Below are 20,431 nucleotides of genomic sequence, written 5' to 3' on the forward strand. Positions count from 1 at the left end.
AGCGGGACGCGGCGGCCGCCTCCTGCCCGCCCCGGCAGATCAACCATGACGATCATCCGCGCTGAACATCTGGGCATGTGTTTCGGAGTGAGGAACGCAATCACGCTCGCCATCGAAACCGCGCAACACGAACCGCTCACCATCCTCGGCGATCTCGTTCATAACGAGGTTGTGCTCGCCGAATTGCGGACCGAGGGGATTCGCTTTGCGCAACAACCGGCTGACGTCGGCACACACACAGTGATGGTCACTGCGCACGGCGCATCGGAGCGGGCCATCAACCAGACGCGCAGGTGCGGTTTGAAGGTGCTCGAAGCCACCTGCCCGCTCGTCCACGTGGCGCATCGCGCGACGGCGAAAGTCGTGCGCGAGGGCTTTCACCCGGTTATCATCGGCAGGCGCGATCACGTGGAAGTGCGTGGGATGACTGAGGATCTCGACGAGTGCGACGTCGTCTTCTCGGAGGAGGACGTTCGGCGGCTTCACGAGCGGGAGCGGTTCGGCGTCGTGGCCCAGACCACACAGCCCATCGAGCGGGTGCAGCATCTCGTGCAGTTGATTCGCGGGCGGTTCCCGCACGCGGAAGTTCGTTTCATCGACACCGTGTGCCAGCCCACCAAACTCCGCCAGGAAGCAGCCGTCGTGTTGGCACGCCAGTGTGATGTGGTGGTCGTCATCGGCGGGGCGCACAGCAGCAACACACACGAACTGGTCAGGACCTGCAGTCGCTATTGTCCGCGCGTGGACCACGTGCAGACGGCGAGCGACTTGCGGGCCGAGTGGTGTGACGGGGCGGAGACCGTCGGTATCACGGCTGGCACCTCGACACCAGAGGAGGTCATCACTGAAGTGGAACACCAACTCGGATCGCAGACCCCGGTTCGGAGACGGCGCACTCGCCATGCGTGTCAGGCATGAACACACGCGCATTCAGTCCTGCTCGCTGGTTGACCGTCGCTACCTTCGCCGTCGCGATGGCGTGGGTCGAGGCGGCGGTCGTGTATTACCTGCGCACCCTGGTGGGCCGCATCGAGCCGTATCAGGCCGATCCGTTGCCGATGATCGGAGGACTCGGTTCGGCTGAACTGGTTCGCGAGGCAGCCACGCTCGTCATGTTGCTGGCTGTCGGCCTTCTCGCCGGGCGAGCGTGGCGGACCCGGCTCGGTTATGCGGCGGTCGCCTTCGGTGTCTGGGACGTCTCCTATTACGTGTGCCTGAAGGTGATGTGTGGTTGGCCGCATTCGCTCCTGGATTGGGACGTTCTCTTTCTGCTGCCGCTGCCGTGGTGGGGACCCGTGCTGGCGCCGGTTCTGGTCGCGCTGCTGATGATCGCGTGGGGGACACTGGCCAGCCAGTGTGAGCTGCCGCAGCGCACCCCGCTTCCCGAGGGCTGGACCTGGGCGCCCAACGCCGCAGGCATCGTGCTGGCGCTCTACGTATTCATGGCCGACGCGATTCGCGTCGCTCCTCAAGGAGTAACGGCCATTGTGAATGTGCTGCCGGTTCGATTCAACTGGCCGTTGTTCGCCGTCGCACTGTCATTGATGGCTGCGCCGGTGCTGCGGTTGGGCTGGCTATGCGCATCCGAACATGTGAAGCGTCGTCTCGCTACCAAAGCCCTGTGCTAATCTTTCGGCGCGCAAACTACCGCCCCCGGTTCCCACTCCTGGAGGCTTCCCATGGCCAGTCCTTCACACCTGCGCAAGTTTCTCCTCATTTCACTCCCCCTGGTCGTCGTGCTGTTCCTGCTGCAGCCGGGATTCGCCCGCCAACCACAGGCCGACGGGCCCATGTGCGAATGCGAGGGCTGCACGAGCATCCTGGTCGGCAAAGCAGCGTCGATAGACGGGTCGACCATCACATCCCATTCCTGCGACAGCACGACGGACCGCACATGGATGACGATGGAGCCGAACAGGAAGCACAAGCCGGGCGAGATGGCGACCGTGTGGATGGATCCGAAGGAGACCAAGGGGCCCGACGATTCGGATCGCATCTCGACGGGAGAGATCCCGCAGGTGGCCGAGACTTATCAGTCCCTGAACGCCGCCTATCCGATTATGAACGAGCACCAACTCGCCATCGGTGAGACGACGTTTGGCGGGAAGCGCGAGCTCAAGAGCGACAACGGCATCATCGATTGCCCCGAGCTGTATCGTCTCGTGCTCGAGCGCGCGAAGACGGCGCGCGAGGCGATTCGAATCGCGGACGAACTGACGAAGAAGTACGGCTACGACGACTACGGCGAGGCGTTTACGTTTGCGGATCCGAACGAGACGTGGCTGTTCGAGATCCTCGGACCGGGGAAGGGGAAGAAGGGCGCAGTGTGGGCGGCGGTTCGCATCCCGGACGACCATGTCTCGGTATCCGCCAACGCGCCGCGGATCCGCCGCCTCAACCTGGCCGACAAAGAGCACGTCCTGGCGTCGGATAACGTGCTGACCCTGGCCCAGGAACTCGGGTGGTGGAACTCGAAGAGCGGGGAAGAGTTCGAGTTCTGCTACGCCTATGGCGGGCGTACCGCGATGGGCAGCCGGCGCCGGGAGTGGCGCGCACTCAGCAGAATCGCTCCATCGCTCAAGCTCGACGCAAACGCCGAGAACTTCCCCATTTCGGTCAGGGCCGAACGGAAGCTGTCGGTCAACGACATCTTCGAGATCTTCCGCGACACCTACCAGGACACGCCCTACGACATGACGCGTACGTTGGTGAAGCTGGACGCGTCGGGCAAGGCGACGAAGAACCCGATCGCGAACCCCTTCATGAACAACGACTACCTGGACGCGTTCGGAATTGGGTCGGAACGCACCATTGCCTGTAAGCGCGCCACGTACCTGCAGGTTACGCAGTCGAGGGGGTGGCTGCCGAATCCGATTGGCGGGCTGGTGTGGCTCGGCTACGACAACCCGATGACCACTCCGCACATGCCGTTCTACATCGGGATCTCGCAGATGCCCGCGTGGTTCATGGTGGATGGCCGCGCGAAATTCCGCCGCGACTGCGCCTGGTGGGCCTTCCGGCAGGTCAGCCAGTTGGCGTTCCTGCGCTGGCAGCCGATGGTGATGGACATCGAGAAGGTGTGGCGGCCAATCGAAGAGAAGGCTTACGCGGATCAGGCGAGGATCGAAGCCGAAGCGGTGGCCCTCTACAAGCAGGATCCGGCCAAGGCGCGGGAGTTCCTCACGAAGTACTCGCACGCGATCGCCAATGGCGCCGTCGAGGCGTACTGGAAACTCGCCGACGATTTGTGGAGCAGGTACACGAACTACTTCTAGCGTGGCGGCCGGCTTCCCCGCGCGCGGGGTGGAGATCATCGGCATCAATGCGTGGGAAGAGAGCAACGCGGCCCCGTACATGAAAGAGAAGGGGACACGTACCGACTGCTGCTCAAAGGTGAAACGGTGGCAGAAGCGTATCGCGCGAACGCGTTACCCACGATCGACGGCATTGGTTCCTCCCGCCTGACCCCTTGCACTTCGACAAGAGAGTTGTGTATAGTCCTGTCGAAGTGAAAGGGGAATCATGACCGAACCGCGTCTCGACCTGCCGCAGGGCACGCTCGACCTGCTGATCCTGAAGATCGTCGCGCTGGCTCCCCAGCACGGCTGGGCCATCTCGCAACGCATCCAGCAGGTGTCGAGCGAGGCGCTGCAGGTCCAGCAGGGGTCGCTGTACCCAGCCCTTCACCGCCTGGAGCGCCGCGGTTGGATCAAGGCGAAGTGGGGCAGTTCCGAAAACAACCGGCGGGCGAAGTACTACGAACTCACCGGCTTGGGCCGAAAGCAGCTCGAGGTGCAACGCGCGAATTGGGACAGGCTGGCAGCAGCCGTCCGCCAGGTGCTGACGACGGCATAGGCCGTAGGGCGCTGAGAGTTGACCGTTGGCACGTGGTCAGGCCCCCCAGCCAGACGGGGGCGGAGACGAACCATGCTCGATGATCTGTGGTTCCGCCTGCGGGCGATGTTCCGGCGCGGCCGCGTCGAACGCGAGTTGGACGAGGAGCTGCGGTTTCACCTCGAACAGGCAGTCGCGGCCTATGAGCGTGAGGGGTGTTCTCCAGACGAGGCGCGGCAGCGCGCGCGATTGCAGTTCGGCGGTCTCGAGCAAATCAGAGAAGACTGCCGCGATGCCCGCGGTCTGAACCTGGTGGATTCTGCCGCTCGCGACCTCAGGTATGCCGTACGCGGCCTGCTTCGGAGTCCCGGCTTTGCGAGTGTGGCTGTCCTGTCGCTCGCGATCGGCATCGGCGCCAACGCAGCGATCTTCGCCGTCGTCGACGCGTTTCTGTTTCGTCCCGCGCCGGTAAAGGACGTCGACGCCCTGGTGGCATTGGCCGATCGCAGCGACAAGTACGCCGGCTATCCGATTTCCTATCCGAACTTCCTCGATTGGAAGGTCCGCAACCACGCGTTCGACGAGACGGCGGCGTACTGGAACGGCAACCGCGTTCTGGGGGACGACGAGGGAGCTGAGCGCATTCGAGAACTCGATGTCTCGGAGGGGTTTCTGCGCGTGGTCGGTGTCGTACCGGTAGTCGGCCGCGGCTTTCTGCCCGAGGATCACGGGGCGGGTGCCGGAGCCGTTGCGCTCGTCAGCTACGAGCTGTGGCAGCGAAGGCTGGGCGGCGACCGCGGGGCGATTGGCAAGACGATCACACTCGACAGCCGTCCATTCACCGTCATTGGGGTGCCGCCGGCCGGTTTCAACATCGGCGGCCGCGCCCGGCGCCGATGTCGACGGCTGCCTCGCCGCCGGGACGAGCCGTCCATGGGCTCGTCCCGGACAGCACACTGCAAGACACCTGTGAGACCGCCAACCCGATCAGATGCGGGCCCGTGCGTGGGTGCTGCTGCTCACTTCCAGGGTACCCCGGGGCAGGTTGCCCCGGCCTTGTCGCACCCGGGCGGCGGATTGGGGAGGCCGCAGGACGGGTCGGGCACCGGGAGCGTCTGCCCATCGACGTTAGTCCCGTTGCTGTAGAACCGTACGACCGGGGTGGTCACGCAGGTCTCCGCATTGAAGCCCGGCCCGGGCTCGAGGATACACAGCCCGATGGCGTTGTCGTGCACCTCGCCCTTCACGCCAGTCTTGATGTACGCGCGCGCCAGCCGCAGTCCGCACGCCCCGGCTCGGCTCGACGTGAATTGGGTCAGCTCGATTCTCGCTTCGTTGCGGCTCATGATGTTGGTGCCGCCGTACGAATCCGGCAGCCCCGCCACTTTGAAGAGTGTCGTTCCCGTCACGGTACCCTGGCGCAGATGGGCCGCGCCGCGATTGCGCACAAGCACACCGATCACCTCATTGTCGGCGATGTCGAAGCGATCGACGTACAGTTCGGCCTCGCTGGCCACCTCGATCGCGCCGACCCGATTGAAGGCCGACGTTCTTGCGAACGCGTCCTTGGCGACGGGGTGGATCCGGTTCCTCCTGACGGCCAGGTCGAGCGCGTGCGCGATCGTGCCCTTGCCATCGAGGTACAAGCCGACGCCGTCGTTGCCATCGATGGCGACCGCGGTCAACGTGGCGTTCGCGCCGCCTCGCAACTCGACGGCGGTCCCGCTTCGAACGGCATCGGAGACGCGACGCGTTTCCGTCACCGATACGTGGCTCAGCGCCAGTCGCCCGCCGTTCTGCATGACCCCGACATCGGGGGCATTCGAGATCGCGAGGTTCTCCATCGCCAGCTCGAAGCCGCTCGGGTTCCTCACCGGTCCGGCCAGGGTCACGCCCGTCTGGCCGCGAAGAGTCGTAGGCTGCGTGATAAGGAATTCGCCCGTGTAGGTGGCGGGTCCGAGCGTAACGACGACGGCGCACACTTTGTGCGCCTCGGCGTACTGCAAGGCGGCGGACAGCGTGGGGAACGTCTTCGGCGGCGCTTCGCTCAGACGCGGCGCGACCGACATTACCGTCGGGATGCACACCGCGGCCCGAACCACGCGCGACGGCGGCCGGATTTGCGGCTTGATAGTGGTTTGTGCGAAGCCCCCGGCCGGCACCGACAGGAGGAGCGCGATCGCGGCACGTCGAATCATGGCAAGTTCTCCGCAGGATGCCGGGGCCTCTCATTCCCCAATTTCTTCACCGGCTCTTTCGCCGGCGCCGGTGGTGCGGCCTTCGGGTTCTTCATGCTCCCGTAGCCGTTCTTCTCCAGCCAGTCCTTCGGGTACTGCGCGCGCTGGCGCTGGGTCCCCTGCAGGTTGCCTCCCGCGTCCTGATACTTCACCACCAGCGTGTCGGCCAGCTTCCACCACGCGTCGATCGTGTCCTTGGTGACGCGGTTCGAGTAGGCGGTGATGTACTCGCGGGCCGCGGCCGGATCCTGCTTGTACAGTTCGAGCGCCACCTTCTCGACGACGGGCTGTTGCGCGAAGAGTCGATCTTCGATCCCGGTGTAGGCCTCCCGGATGTCCTGAATCATCGCGGCGAAGTTCAGGTTCGCCCAGTTGCCGACGAAGTTCGACGACCACCACGCGGATCGACGATCGAATTCCGCGCGGGTCCCGATCTCATACGCCTCGGGAATGCGGGTATTGCCTGCGTAGAGCGGCGCGAAGGGCGATGTCTTGGCGTCATCGTTGGCAAACCAGACCACGCCGCCAATCCAGGCCGGCATCCAGTTGCGAGCCTGTATAACCGTGGTGTAGGAGCATTGGTGCACCGAGATCGTGCGCTCGAAGCCCACCGACCCTTCTGGCGGCCGCGTGGACGCGGCCCAGCGGTTCGGACTGCCGAACGGGCCCGCGACGCCTCCTTGCGACGCGTCGAAGTCGGTTCCCTGGTAGTAGTCGCGATGGAGCCGCATCAGGTCGCGCGGGCCGACCTTGATCTCCGCCTTCACCGTGAACGGCGGGTTCGGGTCCCAGGCGTCGAGTTTGAGCGAGGGCGCCATCGTGCTGAGCACCCGCCATTCGCGCCGCGTGCTGCCGAGCGACCCGCTGCCGCTGTAGGCCTTGTGGAACACGAACGGCTCACCCTGCTTCCACCACCCCATGTCCTTGGCCACCTGGAAGACGTTCTCCGAAGCCATGTAGTTGTCCTTGTCCTCGAGCTTGAGCTCGGGGATACGCGGACGATTGGCGCTCACGCCCACGTGGCCCGCCGGGATGCGGACCGCCGCCCACACAGCACCCTTGTCAACCGCGCCGGCACCGAAGATCTCGAAGTGCCAGACCTCATTCGCGTCGCCGACGGTCAGGCACTCGCCCGAATCCCCGTAGCCGTACTTCGTGGCGAACTCACCCATGATCCTGATCGCGTCGCGTGCGGTCGACGCCCGCTCGAGTGCCAGGCGCTGCAGCTCCATGATGTCGAAGAGCCCCTCGTCGTTGTACAACTCGCGGCGCCCGCCGATCGTGGTCTCGCCCATGATGACCTGCTTTTCGTTCATGAACGGGTACGACGCGTCGTAGCGGGTGAGGGTTTGCTCGATCTCGGGAATCTCGCCGACCTGCTTGGCCGCAGGCCTGTCAGCACCGAGGCCGCCGCCCTTCATGATCGGGCGCATCGTGCCGGCCGCGCTCTTCTTGCCTGGCACAACATGAATCCGGACTTCGTAGTGTCCGTCGCACGAGTGCGACGTCATCACCGATCCGTCGGCCGAGGCCTCCTTGGTGGTTGGCATCGACGTGCAGGAATCGCACGTGAGCTGCCAGTCCTCGGCCGAGACGCCTGGCGGCGGCGGCTCGGTGCACATCTTCCGGATGTTGATCTCGGGGTCGGATGGCGACGCGAACACCTTCTGCGGAGGCGGCGCCTGGCTGGCCACGCCGGCCATCCCACAGAACGCCACGGCCAGCAGTATCAGGAACAGGGTTTTCGGCTTCATCTGGTTCACTCCTCCAAGTCCGTCTCGCCGGCGGTCGCCTCAGCGGCCAGCCGGGTCTCACAAGCTATTCATAATACAAACGTCCGGGTCGCGCCGTGAGGGGGTCGCGCAGGTAGCGTCCGACCCCGTTTGCCTTCAGGTCCTTGTAGCGGGGCACGCCGTGCCCCACCAGCGGTCGATCGGGATGATCCTCGGTCCACGTCTCCATCACCTGCAGCACCGAGGAGGTGTGGCGGCCGACGCGAACAGCGATCGGCCACCCGTTCTCGTCGATCTTCGCGAACAGGAGCCCGTGCTGGCCAGCCCGGACGACGAATTCGTCGCGGCCGGTCAGGAGCTGTTCGCGGGACGTGATGCCGCGCGTCGCGTCCAGGAACGGCTCGGCTGACTCGAAGAGGAGCGACACGGCCTCGGAGTAGTCGCCGATCTCGCGGTGCGACAGACCGTGAAGACTGCGCGGCGAGAACTCGGTGCCGATGGTAAATCCCTCGTTGTCGGTCAGCATCATCGACACCATAGTCGCGAATTCCTGCCCCTTCTGGTGCGTCACGATCGTGTTGATTACCGGGTACTGGAGCTCGGCCTCGTGCAGATCGATGACCACGTCCACCTTCTCGCGGCGGATCAGTTGCATGAAGGCGTACGCGGTCTGCTCGGTGAGCGTCCCGTCGGGACGGCCGGGCCACGAACGATTGATGTTGCGCACGTCCACGTAGGCGAGCGACTGCCCGCTGGGATAGTGAATGTACACCTCGGGGTCGGGCCACTGATCGAGCGGGTCGGTCCAGCGATCGCCGTGCCGGAAGGTGCGGCCGCCGAACGGCGTGTCAATGGTGTAGTCGGGCGGGTAGGCGCCGCCCAGCCGCGTCACTCTCGTGGCGCTCCGGTTGGTGCTGAGCGCCACGATCAGGCGCCCTTTTTCCATCACGCCGTTTTCCGCGAAGAGCCAGGCCGCAAGCCGGCCGGCCGGCTCCTCCGGGTGCGAGCCCCCCAGCACGAGCAGCGTCGCCCCAGGCTCCTTGCCCTCGAGCACGTACAGGTTGCAGTCGTTGACCGTGCCCTTGATGCCGCCGAAGTAGTCGCCGAGCGACTTCACAGCGGTGACGCCATCGCCGACGACCACCGGTTCAAGCCGCGAGCGGCTCCGATAGAAGCTGAGGCCGGAAGCAATCAGCAAAGCCGCGCCGAGCGCGATGACCACCATCTTGCGGACGAGGAACAGGCGGTCGTTCATGATCGGCTCACTTGAGACGCAGCAGGCGCAGCACGAACGGCACGAGCACCAGGACGTAAAGCACGTCCTGCTCCCACTTGCGCGAGCGGATCAGGTTCGTGACCAGCAGGGCCGTCACGAATGCGACGAGCAGATAGTAGAGCCACGTGACCACAAGCATTGATGTCATGACAGTCCCGTGAGCCAACCCAGGTGCTTACTGAACACCACCATCAGCGTGCCGACGATGGCGATGATAACCGCCGGGCCCGAGCATGCCTTCAGGAAACGACCATAGGGGCCCTTGTAGCCGACCACGTCGATGGTGAGACGTCCGATGATGGCCGTGGGCGGCAGCGCGTCGCCGAGCGGCCAGATCATGCTCATGCCGGCCAGCGCCACGATCGGATTGAGCCCCATCGTATTGAACAGCAACACCAGCGGCACGCCGATGACGGGCGCGGCGCCCCACATCAAAACCGCCTCTGAGAGCGGCAGCACGACGAACAGTGTGGCGAAGACGACGGCGACGGGCAGCGTGGCCACGGTGACCGCCAGCAGGCCGCGCGCGCCGGTGAGCGTCATGATCTGGACGAGTACGCCGACGCAGGTAAGCGTAGCGAGCAGCGGCAGGAGCTGCGCCACGGTGTCGCGCGAGATCCTGAGAATGTCGAGACGGACGGGCGACACGGCGACGGTCACAGCCGCCGCGGCCGCAAACATCAGCGGCAGGCCGACAATGGGCGTCGAGTAGGGCCACTGCCGGCCGACGAAGATCAGGAACATGAAGACCGCGAAGGGGAGGAGCAGCTTCCACCAGCGCATGCCGGCCGGCGCTTCGGGAAGTTCGGCGAGCGCGCGATCGATATCCACCTGCTCGCCCTTCCAACCGAGCCAGAAAGCGGAGACGAGCGCGAGCACGACGCAGGGAATCATCAGCGGCCAGAAGAAGCCGACGTAGGGCATGTTCACGCCCGCCGCCGTCATCATCGCCCAGAGGCTCACCGGCGGGGCCGCCGCGCTCAGGCCGGCGATGAGAAAGATGATTGCCGCCGTCCGGACCGCCGAGATGCCCATGTAGGTCAGGACGACCCCGACCGTCCCGCCCATGATGAGGACCGTCACGCTGCCGGCGCCGGTGAGGGCTCCCGGAATCAACAGGAGCAGCGACATCAGCACGAGCAGCAGTGCGCGCTGGCGGTGGAATCGCCTGAGGATGGCTCGCACCACGAAGGCCACGCCTCCCGATTCCTTGAGCAGGTTCATGAAGAGCGTCGCCGTGACGAAGATCAGATTGATGTCGAGGTAGGTGGCCGCCCCCTCGGCGATGTGCCGGGCGGGGATGCCCTGGCCGGCTGCCAGGCCGCCGGCGAGCGCGGCGGCGAGCATCGACAGTTCCGTCGAGAGCCTGGCTGCCCGCACGACCACATAGGCGGCAACCATCACGCCGAGCACCAGCCCGGCCTGGGCGGTCATGCTCAAGGCCTGGCGCTCCTACTTCCCGAAGAGAGTCTTGAGAACACCGCTGAGATCGGTGTTCTTCTCGAACGTGATGAGCGGGATCTTCTTCGTCTTCGAGATGGCGGTGAAGCGGCCGTCCTCGTCACCGTCCTTGCGCACAATCATCAACCGCGACACAGGGCAGACGGCGTCGATCGACAGCTCGTCAGAGTTGTCGCCGGGTGCGGCGTTCTTCGCTCGCCGTTCCATCCCCTCGACGTGCGCGCCGATCACCATGATCCCCTGTTTCTTCGCCTCCGCGATCAGCGCTTCTGTCCTCTTCAGTTCGTCGCTGATCGAGACGCCGGCCGCCCCCATGCCCTTCAAACTGGTTCCGGTGACGATGATGAGCGACTTGAACTTCTTTGCGTTGAGATCCTTCACCGTCGCGTCGGTCTTGTATTCGTGCTCGATGCCGAGGCGTTTGAGAAAGACCTGCAACTTCACCGGGCCCGGGCTCTGGCCACACGAGGTCAGCAGGACCGGCGCCGGGGCTGTCAGCGGGGCCTGCGCGGTGACCACCGCGAGGCCAGCCAGCAGGGCGGGCACTAATACGAGAGCGGGGAGGAGACGGCGATTCATGATGACTCCCTCGAACCGAAGGCCTGATGACGGGATCGCGGCCAGTGTCGGCCTGAAGCGGGGGTACAACGCGCCGGCAGAATATCACATCAGCTCTACAACCACTGTTGTCCCACACTTGACAGGGTGCGCCGCCGTCAATAGAGTCGATTGGCTCCTGTACCGGCCTGACGCTGGCCGATCTCGATGTTCAACCACCTGTCTGTCATCCTTCAATCCCGAGGCCAGGCATGAAAACGCGCCGATTCCTTGTCCCGTTGTTCGCTGTCCTGCTCGCGGCCATTGTCTTCAGCGGCGTTCCCCGCGCCGAAGAAGGCTTCTGGCCGTACAACTCCATCCCGAAGACCGCCATCAAGGCGAAGTACGGGTTCGACGTCACCGACGCGTGGCTCAATCACCTGCAACTGGCCACGGTGCGCTTTGGCGGCGGCACCGGTTCGATCGTGTCGCCCAACGGTCTCGTGCTGACCAATCACCACATCGCGCTCAGTTCGTTGCAGCGTTTGAGCACGCCCGACAAGGACCTGGTCAAGAACGGGTTCTATGCGCCGACCAGCGCCAACGAATTGAAGGTGGCGGGGATGACGCTGAGCGTCCTCCAGAGCATCGAGGATGTCACCGCCAAAGTGACCGCCGCGGTCACGCCAGGCATGACGCCTCAGGAGGCGAGCGCGGCCCGGACAAAGGCCACAACGGCCATCGTGGGCGAACAGCAGCCGGGCGTTACCAAGCAGGTCGTCGGTCTCTACGCTGGCGCCGTCTACAACCTCTACACCTACAAGGTCTACAGCGACGTGCGGCTGGTGTTCGGCGTCGAATACCAGACTGGCTTCTACGGCGGCGACACGGACAACTTCACGTATCCGCGTTACTGCCTCGACGTCGGCATGTTCCGGCTGTATGAAAACGACAAGCCGGCCCAGACGCCGAACTATCTGCACTGGTCGCCGAAAGGCACCGTCGAGAACGAGCTGGTGTTCACCACCGGTCATCCGGGCGGGACCTACCGCCTCAATACCGTAGCCCATCTGAAGTACCGCCGCGACCTGGCGATGCCGTTCTCGGTGGCCAGCGGCGAGATGAGAGAGGCCGCCATCAAGAAGTGGGCGGCGCTGTCGGCAGAGAATGCGCGGGCTACGACGAGCGAGTTGTTCGGCATCCAGAACAGCCTCAAGTCGAACCGCGGCTACCTGAATGGACTGCAGGACAACGCGGTGATGGCGTCGAAGGAGGCTGCCGAGAAGCGGCTCCGCGCCGAACTGGCGAAGAACGCAGCCAAACAGAAGGAACTGGGCGACGCGTGGGACACGATCGAGAAGTCGATCGAGGTCGCGCGGCAGATCGACGCGGAGCGCAACTTCATCGCCGGATCGGCCGGCCTGAACACGACGCTGTTCACCCAGGCGCGGCAACTCGTGCGCAACGCCTACACGCCTCCATCGGCTGAAGGTCGTGGCGGACGCGGCGGACGGGGCGGACGGGGCGGCGGCGCACCGGCGGCACAGGGCGCTCCGGCCGGTGGCGGTGGCCGCGGCGGGACGCAGCCCGCATTGAACATCGCTCGCGAGAAGATCAATCTCACCGAATCGCTCGCCTTCATGCAGAAGTACCTGGGACCGACGCACGCCATCGTGAAACGGATCCTCGGAGACAAGACGCCGGAGGCGCGAGCAAGCGAGCTCATCGATGGCACGCGCATCACCGACGCGGAAATTCGCAACCTGCTGCAGGCTGGCGGGAAGGCGACCATTGACGCGTCGACTGACCCGATGATCATCCTGGCTCGCTCACTTGAAGCCGACGCCCAGGCGGTGACCAAGAAGTACGAGGATGACGTCGTGGCGGTGCAGGCAGCGGCGTACCCGAAGATCGGTCAGGCCGTGCTCGCGGTTGACGGACCGAAGGCGTATCCGGATGCAACGGGCACGCTCCGCCTGTCCTACGGCACCGTGAAGAGCTACACGGAGGACGGCAAGAAGATTCCGCCCTACACCTACTTCGCGGGCATCTACGACCGCTCAGCCCAGCACAACGGCCAGCCGCCGTACGACCTGTCACCGCGTTGGGCCGAGACCAAGGCCGCTCAGGATCTGAAGACGCCGTTCGACCTGGTCAGCACCAACGACATTGTCGGGGGCAACAGCGGCTCGGCGGTCGTCAACAGGAAGGGCGAACTGGTGGGCCTGGTGTTCGACGGAAATATCCAGATGCTGCCCGGGTATTTCATCTACCAGGAAGCGATCAACCGCGCGATCTCGGTCGACTCGCGCGCCATCATCGAGGCGTTCAGGAAGGTCTACAAGGCCGACGCCCTGGTGACGGAACTCACCGGCAAGCCGCCGGTCGCGGTCAAGGCCGCGTCGCCAGCCAAGAAGTAATCCGTTTCAGGAACCGCCGTAGGGGCACGGCATGCCGTGCCCCTACTTCTGCGGGATGATCTCGAACGGAATGGCCGGCAGCGTGCCGATTGTGACGCGCTGGCGTGCCGCCGTCGCAGGTCGCTGAGCGTTGGCCGGAGGCACCCGCTCTCCGGACACGTTGACAATCAGGTTGCCGCGGAGCCCAGCCTTGACCGCAGACGCATCTGTCTGAATCACAAAGTCGGCCCCATTGGAACCGAGCGACACGTCCTTGACGGAAATGCCGTCGGGTGGCTCGCTCAACTCGAGTTCGATCTTGTCGAATGTGCGGTAGCCCGGAGGCGTGGCGACGCGGATGCGCGCATTGCCGCCCGCCGGGATCTTCACGGGCTGGGCCGTGAGCAGCGCCGACTGAACCCTGGTCGCCCCTCGCGCGATCACGGAGACGCGGAGATCGTCGGCGGCGATCAGGTGCTTGTAAGCGAACGCCTGCATCATCTCTTCGGCCGGCACGGCCCGGTGCACCACGGTCTTGCCGTCGATGATGGCGCGTCCCTCAATCTCGACGCTGATTGGCGCCTTCATCGGCGCCGGCGGGGCGGTCAGGGTCAGGCGCACCTTGTCGATCCCGGCTGGCACCACGCCACCGCTGAGCACAAAGTCGCTCGGGGCGTCCTTCAGCGACAACGCGATGTCGCCGGCAAACCCGTCCTTGCGGACCGCGAACGCCGTAATCGCCACGCTGCCGCCCGCAGGCGCCACGATGCCGGACGGCGCGATCCAGATATCGAAATCGGGCCGCGCCAGGCTGATGCGAAGACGGTACGCATGATCAGGACTGCCCTGGTGCTGCGTATCGCTGATGCGAAGCAGATACTTCCCGTTGGCCGGCAGCGTCGCCATGAGCAGCGAATCGGCCTGGTGGGTGATGAGGCCGGCCGACTTGTCGTCGTGGTCGTCGTTGAATGCGATCCGAGTTCCTGCCGCATCCGTCAGTTCGAGCTCGGAATCAAGCGGCGAACCGAGGCGGCGGGCGATAACTTCGGCGACGATGTGCGCGCCCGCGCGGCCGTCGAAGTTGAACATGTCGGTGTCGCCGGGCTGCCGAATCCGTCCGTTGACGATGACCGGAAGCGTGACGCGCTGGGCAGTGACCGGCGTGTCGTTGGGCTCCCGTTCCAGTGTCTCCGGCAGTGTGTCGAGCGCGAACGGCACGCGGTTCGAATTGATGGCGCCCGCGCGCAGCGAAACAGGGTAGTAGCCCTTCGTGGCGCCCTTGGCATCGACGATGAGTTTCGTCGTCGGCAGGTTCCATCCGGTCAATTCGGTGGGGGTTTTTGCGCCGACTGAACCACCCAGCGGAAACACCCCCGTCAGGAAGGGCACCGCGCCGATCGTGATGCGATACACAAAGTCCTCACGCCCGCGGTAGAGCGCGTCCTTGATCTCGACGACATACTCGCCGTCGGCCGGGATCGTGTAGCGAAGCACCGGATCAGGCTGGAACCGGAAGTCGTCGTCGTAAGCGACCTCCTTTCCGCTCGCATCGTAGAGGGCAAGCGTGGCCTGAAACCATCCCGGCACCGCATCCGCCAGATACGGCATCAGCTCGCGCGCGCTGGCCGCCACGACCAGGTCCTGTCCCTTGCGCGCCTGGAATCGATACCGATCAACGTCGCCCGGCATGTACTGCTGGCCCTGACGCACGGGCTGTTGAAGCCGGTTGCCATCGCCGGGAATGATGCGGCCGTTGACCACTGCTGGCACGGTAATCGCCAACTCCGCGTCGGCCTTCCCGTTCTTGAGCTCCTTCTCCATCACTTCGGGCAACTGGCCCACCGAGAACACGAGGGGATTGGACAGTCCGACAGGTGTGTCCAGCCGCAACTGCCGCAATCCGGGCTCGGCATCCGGCGCGATAGTGACCTCGAGCGTGACAATTTCGGACAGAGTCGGATTCTGGTTCCGTCTGACCGAATCGCCGATCTTCATGCGAAGGTCGAGCAGTTCCTTGCGTACCGCCGGGTCGTTCGCCTTCTTCTGAAGTTCCTGCGCCTTGTCGCGCAACGCGGTCAACTGCTGGCCGGCGATCGGCCTGTCGTACTCAGCCACCGCGGCGCGCACACCACGTCCGGAGACCAGCACACTGCCGGTCCGATCCAGAAACCGCCCGCCGACGCGCACGCGAAACGATGTGCCCTGCTGGCCGCCCGCCGGATACACATACCCGGCATGCGGGCTGTTCTGCTGCTGGGCGCCGGCGGTCGGCGCCATCAAGGCCAGGGCCATCGCTGCCGTCAACCCGATGCGAAGTGCCTTCATGGGTCCCATTCCAATGGCTACATGATTTCCGTCAGCCGCTTGATCGGCTGCGCGCCTTCGGCAGTCGTTGGCACCAGGCGGATGTCGAGCCCGTCCGGATTCGGCAGCTTCGCGTTCACATCAAAGCCCAGCTGCTCGTACATGCTGGCGATCACATCTTCGGGATAGACAGGCCGCTCCCTGACTTCCTCGCCGCGCGCATCGGTCGAACCGATCACGTGTCCGCCCTTGAAGCCGCCACCGGCCAGCACCGTCGAGAACGCCTGTCCCCAGTGGCCTCGGCCGCCATTCCACGGAGCTTCCCACTGGACCCTGGGCGTCCTGCCGAATTCGCCCCCCCACCAGATGATGGTGCTGTCGAGGAGGCCGCGTTCGGCGAGATCCGCCAGCAGCACCGACATGCCCTTGTCGAGCCATGGCAGCCGCTGCCTCATCGTCTGGAAGTGCTGCTTGTGGGTGTCCCAGCCCTGGAAGTTGATCGTGACGTACGGAACGCCACGCTCGACCAGCCGCCGCGCGGCCAGGCACGATTGCCCGAACGTATTGCGGCCGTAGCGCTCGCGCGTCTCATTGGTTTCCTGCGACAGATCGAACACCTTGCCGGCGTCACCCAGAATCAGCTCGTAGGCCTGATCCTCCGACTGGACAAAGGCATCGAGTGCAGGTTGGCCTTTGAGCGCGTTGCCGAACGTGTTCAACGTGTGGAGCAGTTCGCGCCGGTCGCGCTGCCGCTGTTCGGTGATGCCCGGCGTGATGACGCCCTGGACGGCAAAGGGAGTCTGCTGCGGATCGCTACCCGTGGCAAACGGCGCGAATCGTGGACCGAGAAAACCAGATTCGGAGAACCGCCCCTGCAACTGGGTCAGGACGACGTACGGCGGAATCAATCCCTTGTAGCCGACGTTGTAGCCTCTGAGCAACGACACGACCGAACCCACGCCGGGAAAGACGAGGCGGTCACCGGGCTTGCGGCCCGTCTGCACCCAGTAGGATGCCGATTCGTGGGCGTTGTTACCGTGCGTCATGCTCCGGATGACCGAGTACTTGTCGGCCTGCCTGGCCAGCAGCGGCAGCAGTTCGCCAATCTGCAGGCCGTCAACGTTGGTGGGAATCGGCTTGTCGAGCGGCCCGGTGTAGTCGGATCCTGCGCCCGGCTTCGGATCGAACGTATCGATGTGGCAGGGGCCGCCCCACATCCAGATCTGGATGATCGACTTTGCCTTCGCGGCCGGCGCCGCCGCCCAGCCGCGAGGTCCAAACCGGTCGGCGAGCAGCAGACCAGCGCCGCCGACGATGCCGGTCCGAATCACGTCACGTCTCGTGAGGGCCATCTTCCGCCTGCCCCTTCTTCGTTAATGCCGATATCTGAATTCCGCGCTGTTGATGAGTGCCCACGCCAGGTCCAGCGCCGCCTGCCGCCGAGCGCCTCCGCCCGCCTGCGGATTGCCGACCGCGGACTGCACATAGCCGCCGACCGCTTTGATTTCGTCGTCCGTCGGCCTCCGCGACAGGATCGTCAGATAGAGATTGACGATGAACGGCTGACCACCGCCGCCGGCCTGTAACAGGGCCTGCATCTTCGGGCCCTGCTGAATCTTGCGTTGAATGTCGCCGCCGTTAAGCAACTGCAGCCGCTGGGATGCGGTGGGCCGGCTGTTGCGTTCCGAGGCGAGTCCGCTGTCGCGCGGCGGCCGCCCGAACGTCTCGAGAAACGCGCTTGTGACGCTCCCGTCACCGAGCGCAATCGAGCGCACGTCCGGCGGGACGAACGTGAACGGCTCGGGAATCGCACTCTGGTATTCCTCGGCGCCGCCGGTGATCTGGTTGATCGCATCCACCAGCACTTCGGCATCGAGCGGGCGAATGATGGCGTGGGCGAAGTTGGCCTCTGCTTCCGGGGTAGCCGTCTGTGGCAGGGAGGACAACTGATACGTCGCTGAATTCAGAATAAGGCGCTGCAACGCCTTGAAGTCGTAGCGCGAGGCCACGAACGCCTTCTCGAGATAGTCGAGCAGTTCCGGATTGCTGGGCGGATTGTCTGGCCGGATATCATCGGGATCCTGGATGACACCGCGTCCCATCAGCCAGTACCAGGCTCGATTGGCGGCCGTGCGGGCAAACCACGGGTTGGCCGGCGAGATCAACCAGGTCGCGAACACCTCGCGCGGATCCTGTCCGGGCGCGATGGTGGCCCTGGTCCCGTCGGGAAACACCGGCTGCTTCAGCACGCCAGCGGCCGAGGGCGCCGGAGCCTTGTCCGGATCGAAGTAGACGATTTCTTCCTTCCACTCGCCCGTCGGCTTGTAGCCGATTCGCGAGAAGAACATCGACATGCCGTCCAGGCGCTCTTTGGGCCACCGATCGGTGCGCGTGCCCATGAAGGTGAGCGCGACGGTCGAGGCAATCGCCAGCGGATCCCGGCTCTGCACCGCGCGATAGAAGTTGACGGGTGCGACGCGGAAATTGCTGCCGTTCTGCGTGAGCAGTTCACGCACAAACCGGTCGTAGGGCATGTTGTCGCGGATGGCCGTCTTCACCCACCGGTGGTACGCCTGCACGGCGTTGGGCCACAGGTTGATGGGAAATTCCGACTTGATCCGCAGGACATCGCCCCACTTCATGGCCCAGTAGTCGGCATACTCCGGGCGCTCGAGCAGGCGATCAACCAGCGCCGCCCGCTTCGACGGGTTCTGGTCGTCGAGAAACGTCCGAGCCTCGTCCGCGGTCGGCAGCGTGCCGATGACGTCGAGGTACGCGCGGCGCACGAAGACGGCGTCCGACGACGAGCCGGCCGGCTTGAGATTGAGGCGCTTCAGCTGGGCGAAGACGATGTCGTCAATCTTGTTGTTGGAGGTGACCGCTGCCGTGCTCTCGAACGGACTCTGAGCGCCAGGCGGGCCAAGCGTGACTGCTGTCGCGGGCAGCGGCGGATTCTGCCCGGCATAGGGAGCCGCCGTGGTAGCCAGCGTCGCCGAAGCGGCGAGCACCGCGACGAGCAGCGCTCTCATCGCGCTCATCGGCGGCGATCACGTGGAACGACCGCGATCGCTTCGATCTCAACCAGCAGGTTCTCGCGGCAGATCCTGGCCTGGATGGCCGTGCTCGCGGGCAGCGGATCGAGACCCAGCCACGTGAAAAACAGGGTCCGCACCTCGTTGAAGTCCGTGTAGTCGCGTTCGATATCCCGCAGATAGCAGGTCGTCCGCACGATGTCGTGCCACGTTGCGCCTTCCGAGGCGAGCAGCGCGGTGATATTGCGATACGTGCGCCACAACTGCGCCCGGAAATCGCCCACGTGCGCGGTTCGACCAGCGTCGTCCACGCTGGCTGTCCCCGAGATCATCAACATCGACTTGTCGCCGATATCGAAACGCAGGCCGCGCGTAAACGACGCGGGTCTGGCGTAGTCGTACGCCTCGTTGAGGACCGACGGGGCTTCGATCGCGGTCCTCGAGATCGGGAGATCGGCGGGGGAGCCGCGGCGCGCTTCAACTGGCGAAGGCGGCGGGGTGGCCGTCCCGCCATCCGCCCGGATGACGCCAAGCGCCATCATTTCGTCGCGTTCGCACTCGGATCGCGGTGCGGGAATCGTCGCCGCGCGCGCGCGGGTCTCTGGTGCCATCGTCGCCATTAGTGATCCTTGTCGGCCCCGGCCAGATTGACGCGGGTATCAGGTTTAGACAGACGGTCTGAGCCGGCGGTTACATAGAGGAGGCGCCTATTTCACGATAATCGTGGCTCCCTCCAGAATGACGGCGTACGAGTAGCCGGAACCCAGATCCTTGTCCAGTGCGATCTTGCCCGTGACGGTGATGACTTCCCCCACCTTGGCAGCGGCCTGGGACGTGACCGTGATGTCGTTGGTGCCGTCCTTCGCCGTGCCGGTGCCATCCTGCAGGTGGAGCCAGTTGACACCCAGGATGCCGCCATTGAACTTGACGACCCTGCCGCGGATCGTGACCGTCTTCCCGCCGAGCGTCTTCCGCTTCGTCCAGACATCGGCCACCGTCATGCCGCCCGCTGCCGGTGCGACATTGATCACCGCCTGTGCAGGTTTCGCCTGCGGTTCGCCTGCAGGAGGCGGCGCGCCCGCAGGAGCGTAGGCGGGGGTTGATCCGTGCGCCGACATCATTGCCGGCTGCATCTGTGGCTGCATGGCGGGCGGCATGGTCTCGCCTTCACGGCCAACCCGGCTCACGAAATAGATCAGCGGAAAGTCGCGTTTGAGCGACTGGCTGTGGAAGTTCTGCATCGGCATTTCGAGCGGCACGACCACCTTATCCCCGACCGCGGCCTTGAACTGCGCGGTCGCCACCCACACGTCGGCCGTATTCACCTTCACCCTCAGGTAGGTGTAATTGGAGGCGTTCATCGTCTCCATCACCGTGCCGGTGACCGTCTGCGGAGCGGCGTTCGGCCCTTCGGCGGCAGGCGAAGCCGAGGCTGGTGCCGCTCTCTGCGGGGCCGCCTGCGTCTGAGCGGTGGATTCAATCTTGGCCGCAGGCTGGCTCGAGCAGCCGGCGACGCCAATCAGGACAACCAGGGAAATGAACACGAGTAGCCGTTTCGTCAAGATATCCTCCCAATACCAGCAAGGTACCATAGATAGGGGAACTCTCGAAGGGCGCC

At 64.8% G+C, this 20,431-nt stretch carries 16 protein-coding genes; 6 read left to right on the forward strand and 10 right to left on the reverse strand.

Annotated features, from left to right (window positions below; translation table 11 throughout):
* The first annotated feature begins 45 nt into the window (after positions 1-45).
* The 5 genes from ispH (at position 46) to NTV05_09560 (ending at position 4,980) form a co-directional block, all read left to right on the forward strand.
* A complete protein-coding gene (gene ispH / locus NTV05_09540; GenBank protein MCX6544642.1) occupies positions 46-918 on the forward strand; it encodes a 4-hydroxy-3-methylbut-2-enyl diphosphate reductase in 873 nt (290 codons plus the stop codon).
* Positions 915-1,628 carry a hypothetical protein gene (locus NTV05_09545; protein ID MCX6544643.1) on the forward strand — a complete coding sequence of 238 codons (714 nt, stop codon included), beginning with the start codon at positions 915-917 and terminating at the stop codon, positions 1,626-1,628. Before ispH ends, NTV05_09545 begins: the two co-directional genes overlap by 4 nt.
* 51 nt (positions 1,629-1,679) lie before the next feature.
* A complete protein-coding gene (locus NTV05_09550; protein ID MCX6544644.1) occupies positions 1,680-3,275 on the forward strand; it encodes a C69 family dipeptidase in 1,596 nt (531 codons plus the stop codon).
* Between the two features lie 247 nt (positions 3,276-3,522).
* Positions 3,523-3,855 carry a PadR family transcriptional regulator gene (locus NTV05_09555; GenBank protein MCX6544645.1) on the forward strand — a complete coding sequence of 111 codons (333 nt, stop codon included), beginning with the start codon at positions 3,523-3,525 and terminating at the stop codon, positions 3,853-3,855.
* 72 nt (positions 3,856-3,927) lie between these two features.
* Positions 3,928-4,980: an ABC transporter permease gene (locus NTV05_09560; protein MCX6544646.1), complete on the forward strand. Its 1,053-nt coding sequence runs from the start codon at positions 3,928-3,930 to the stop codon at positions 4,978-4,980.
* A 1,048-nt stretch (positions 4,981-6,028) separates the two neighbouring features.
* On the opposite strand, the gene NTV05_09565 is transcribed toward NTV05_09560, so the two are convergent.
* From NTV05_09565 to NTV05_09585, 5 genes are all read right to left on the reverse strand, one after another.
* Entirely contained in the window at positions 6,029-7,825 is a 1,797-nt protein-coding gene (locus NTV05_09565) for a C69 family dipeptidase (GenBank protein MCX6544647.1), read from the reverse strand.
* A 64-nt stretch (positions 7,826-7,889) separates the two neighbouring features.
* Complete coding sequence (locus NTV05_09570) at positions 7,890-9,059, reverse strand: succinylglutamate desuccinylase (GenBank protein MCX6544648.1); 1,170 nt, start codon at positions 9,057-9,059, stop codon at positions 7,890-7,892.
* Positions 9,060-9,066: 7 nt separating this feature from the next.
* On the reverse strand, positions 9,067-9,228 hold the full coding sequence (locus tag NTV05_09575; GenBank protein ID MCX6544649.1) for a hypothetical protein: 162 nt from the start codon (positions 9,226-9,228) through the stop codon (positions 9,067-9,069).
* A complete protein-coding gene (locus NTV05_09580; GenBank protein MCX6544650.1) occupies positions 9,225-10,514 on the reverse strand; it encodes a C4-dicarboxylate ABC transporter in 1,290 nt (429 codons plus the stop codon). Before NTV05_09580 ends, NTV05_09575 begins: the two co-directional genes overlap by 4 nt.
* An 18-nt stretch (positions 10,515-10,532) precedes the next feature.
* Positions 10,533-11,120 carry a DUF6305 family protein gene (locus tag NTV05_09585; protein ID MCX6544651.1) on the reverse strand — a complete coding sequence of 196 codons (588 nt, stop codon included), beginning with the start codon at positions 11,118-11,120 and terminating at the stop codon, positions 10,533-10,535.
* 230 nt (positions 11,121-11,350) lie between these two features.
* Here NTV05_09585 and NTV05_09590 point away from each other — a divergent pair, with 230 nt between their 5' ends.
* Entirely contained in the window at positions 11,351-13,498 is a 2,148-nt protein-coding gene (locus tag NTV05_09590) for a S46 family peptidase (protein MCX6544652.1), read from the forward strand.
* Between the two features lie 42 nt (positions 13,499-13,540).
* Here the strand turns inward: NTV05_09590 and NTV05_09595 are convergent, their stop codons facing one another.
* The 5 genes from NTV05_09595 to NTV05_09615 form a co-directional block, all read right to left on the reverse strand.
* Positions 13,541-15,802, reverse strand: a complete 2,262-nt coding sequence (locus NTV05_09595) for a PPC domain-containing protein (GenBank protein ID MCX6544653.1) — start codon at positions 15,800-15,802, stop codon at positions 13,541-13,543.
* Positions 15,803-15,819: 17 nt separating this feature from the next.
* On the reverse strand, positions 15,820-17,133 hold the full coding sequence (locus NTV05_09600; GenBank protein MCX6544654.1) for a DUF1501 domain-containing protein: 1,314 nt from the start codon (positions 17,131-17,133) through the stop codon (positions 15,820-15,822).
* Positions 17,134-17,154: 21 nt separating this feature from the next.
* Complete coding sequence (locus NTV05_09605) at positions 17,155-18,819, reverse strand: DUF1553 domain-containing protein (GenBank protein MCX6544655.1); 1,665 nt, start codon at positions 18,817-18,819, stop codon at positions 17,155-17,157.
* Positions 18,816-19,424: a Rid family hydrolase gene (locus NTV05_09610; GenBank protein MCX6544656.1), complete on the reverse strand. Its 609-nt coding sequence runs from the start codon at positions 19,422-19,424 to the stop codon at positions 18,816-18,818. Before NTV05_09610 ends, NTV05_09605 begins: the two co-directional genes overlap by 4 nt.
* 96 nt (positions 19,425-19,520) lie before the next feature.
* Positions 19,521-20,375, reverse strand: coding sequence for an OB-fold nucleic acid binding domain-containing protein (locus NTV05_09615; protein ID MCX6544657.1), 855 nt, complete (start codon positions 20,373-20,375; stop codon positions 19,521-19,523).
* Positions 20,376-20,431: the final 56 nt, after the last annotated feature.

The sequence above is a fragment of the Acidobacteriota bacterium genome (assembly GCA_026393755.1).
Classification (GTDB): Bacteria; Acidobacteriota; Vicinamibacteria; order Vicinamibacterales; family JAKQTR01; genus JBAXOX01.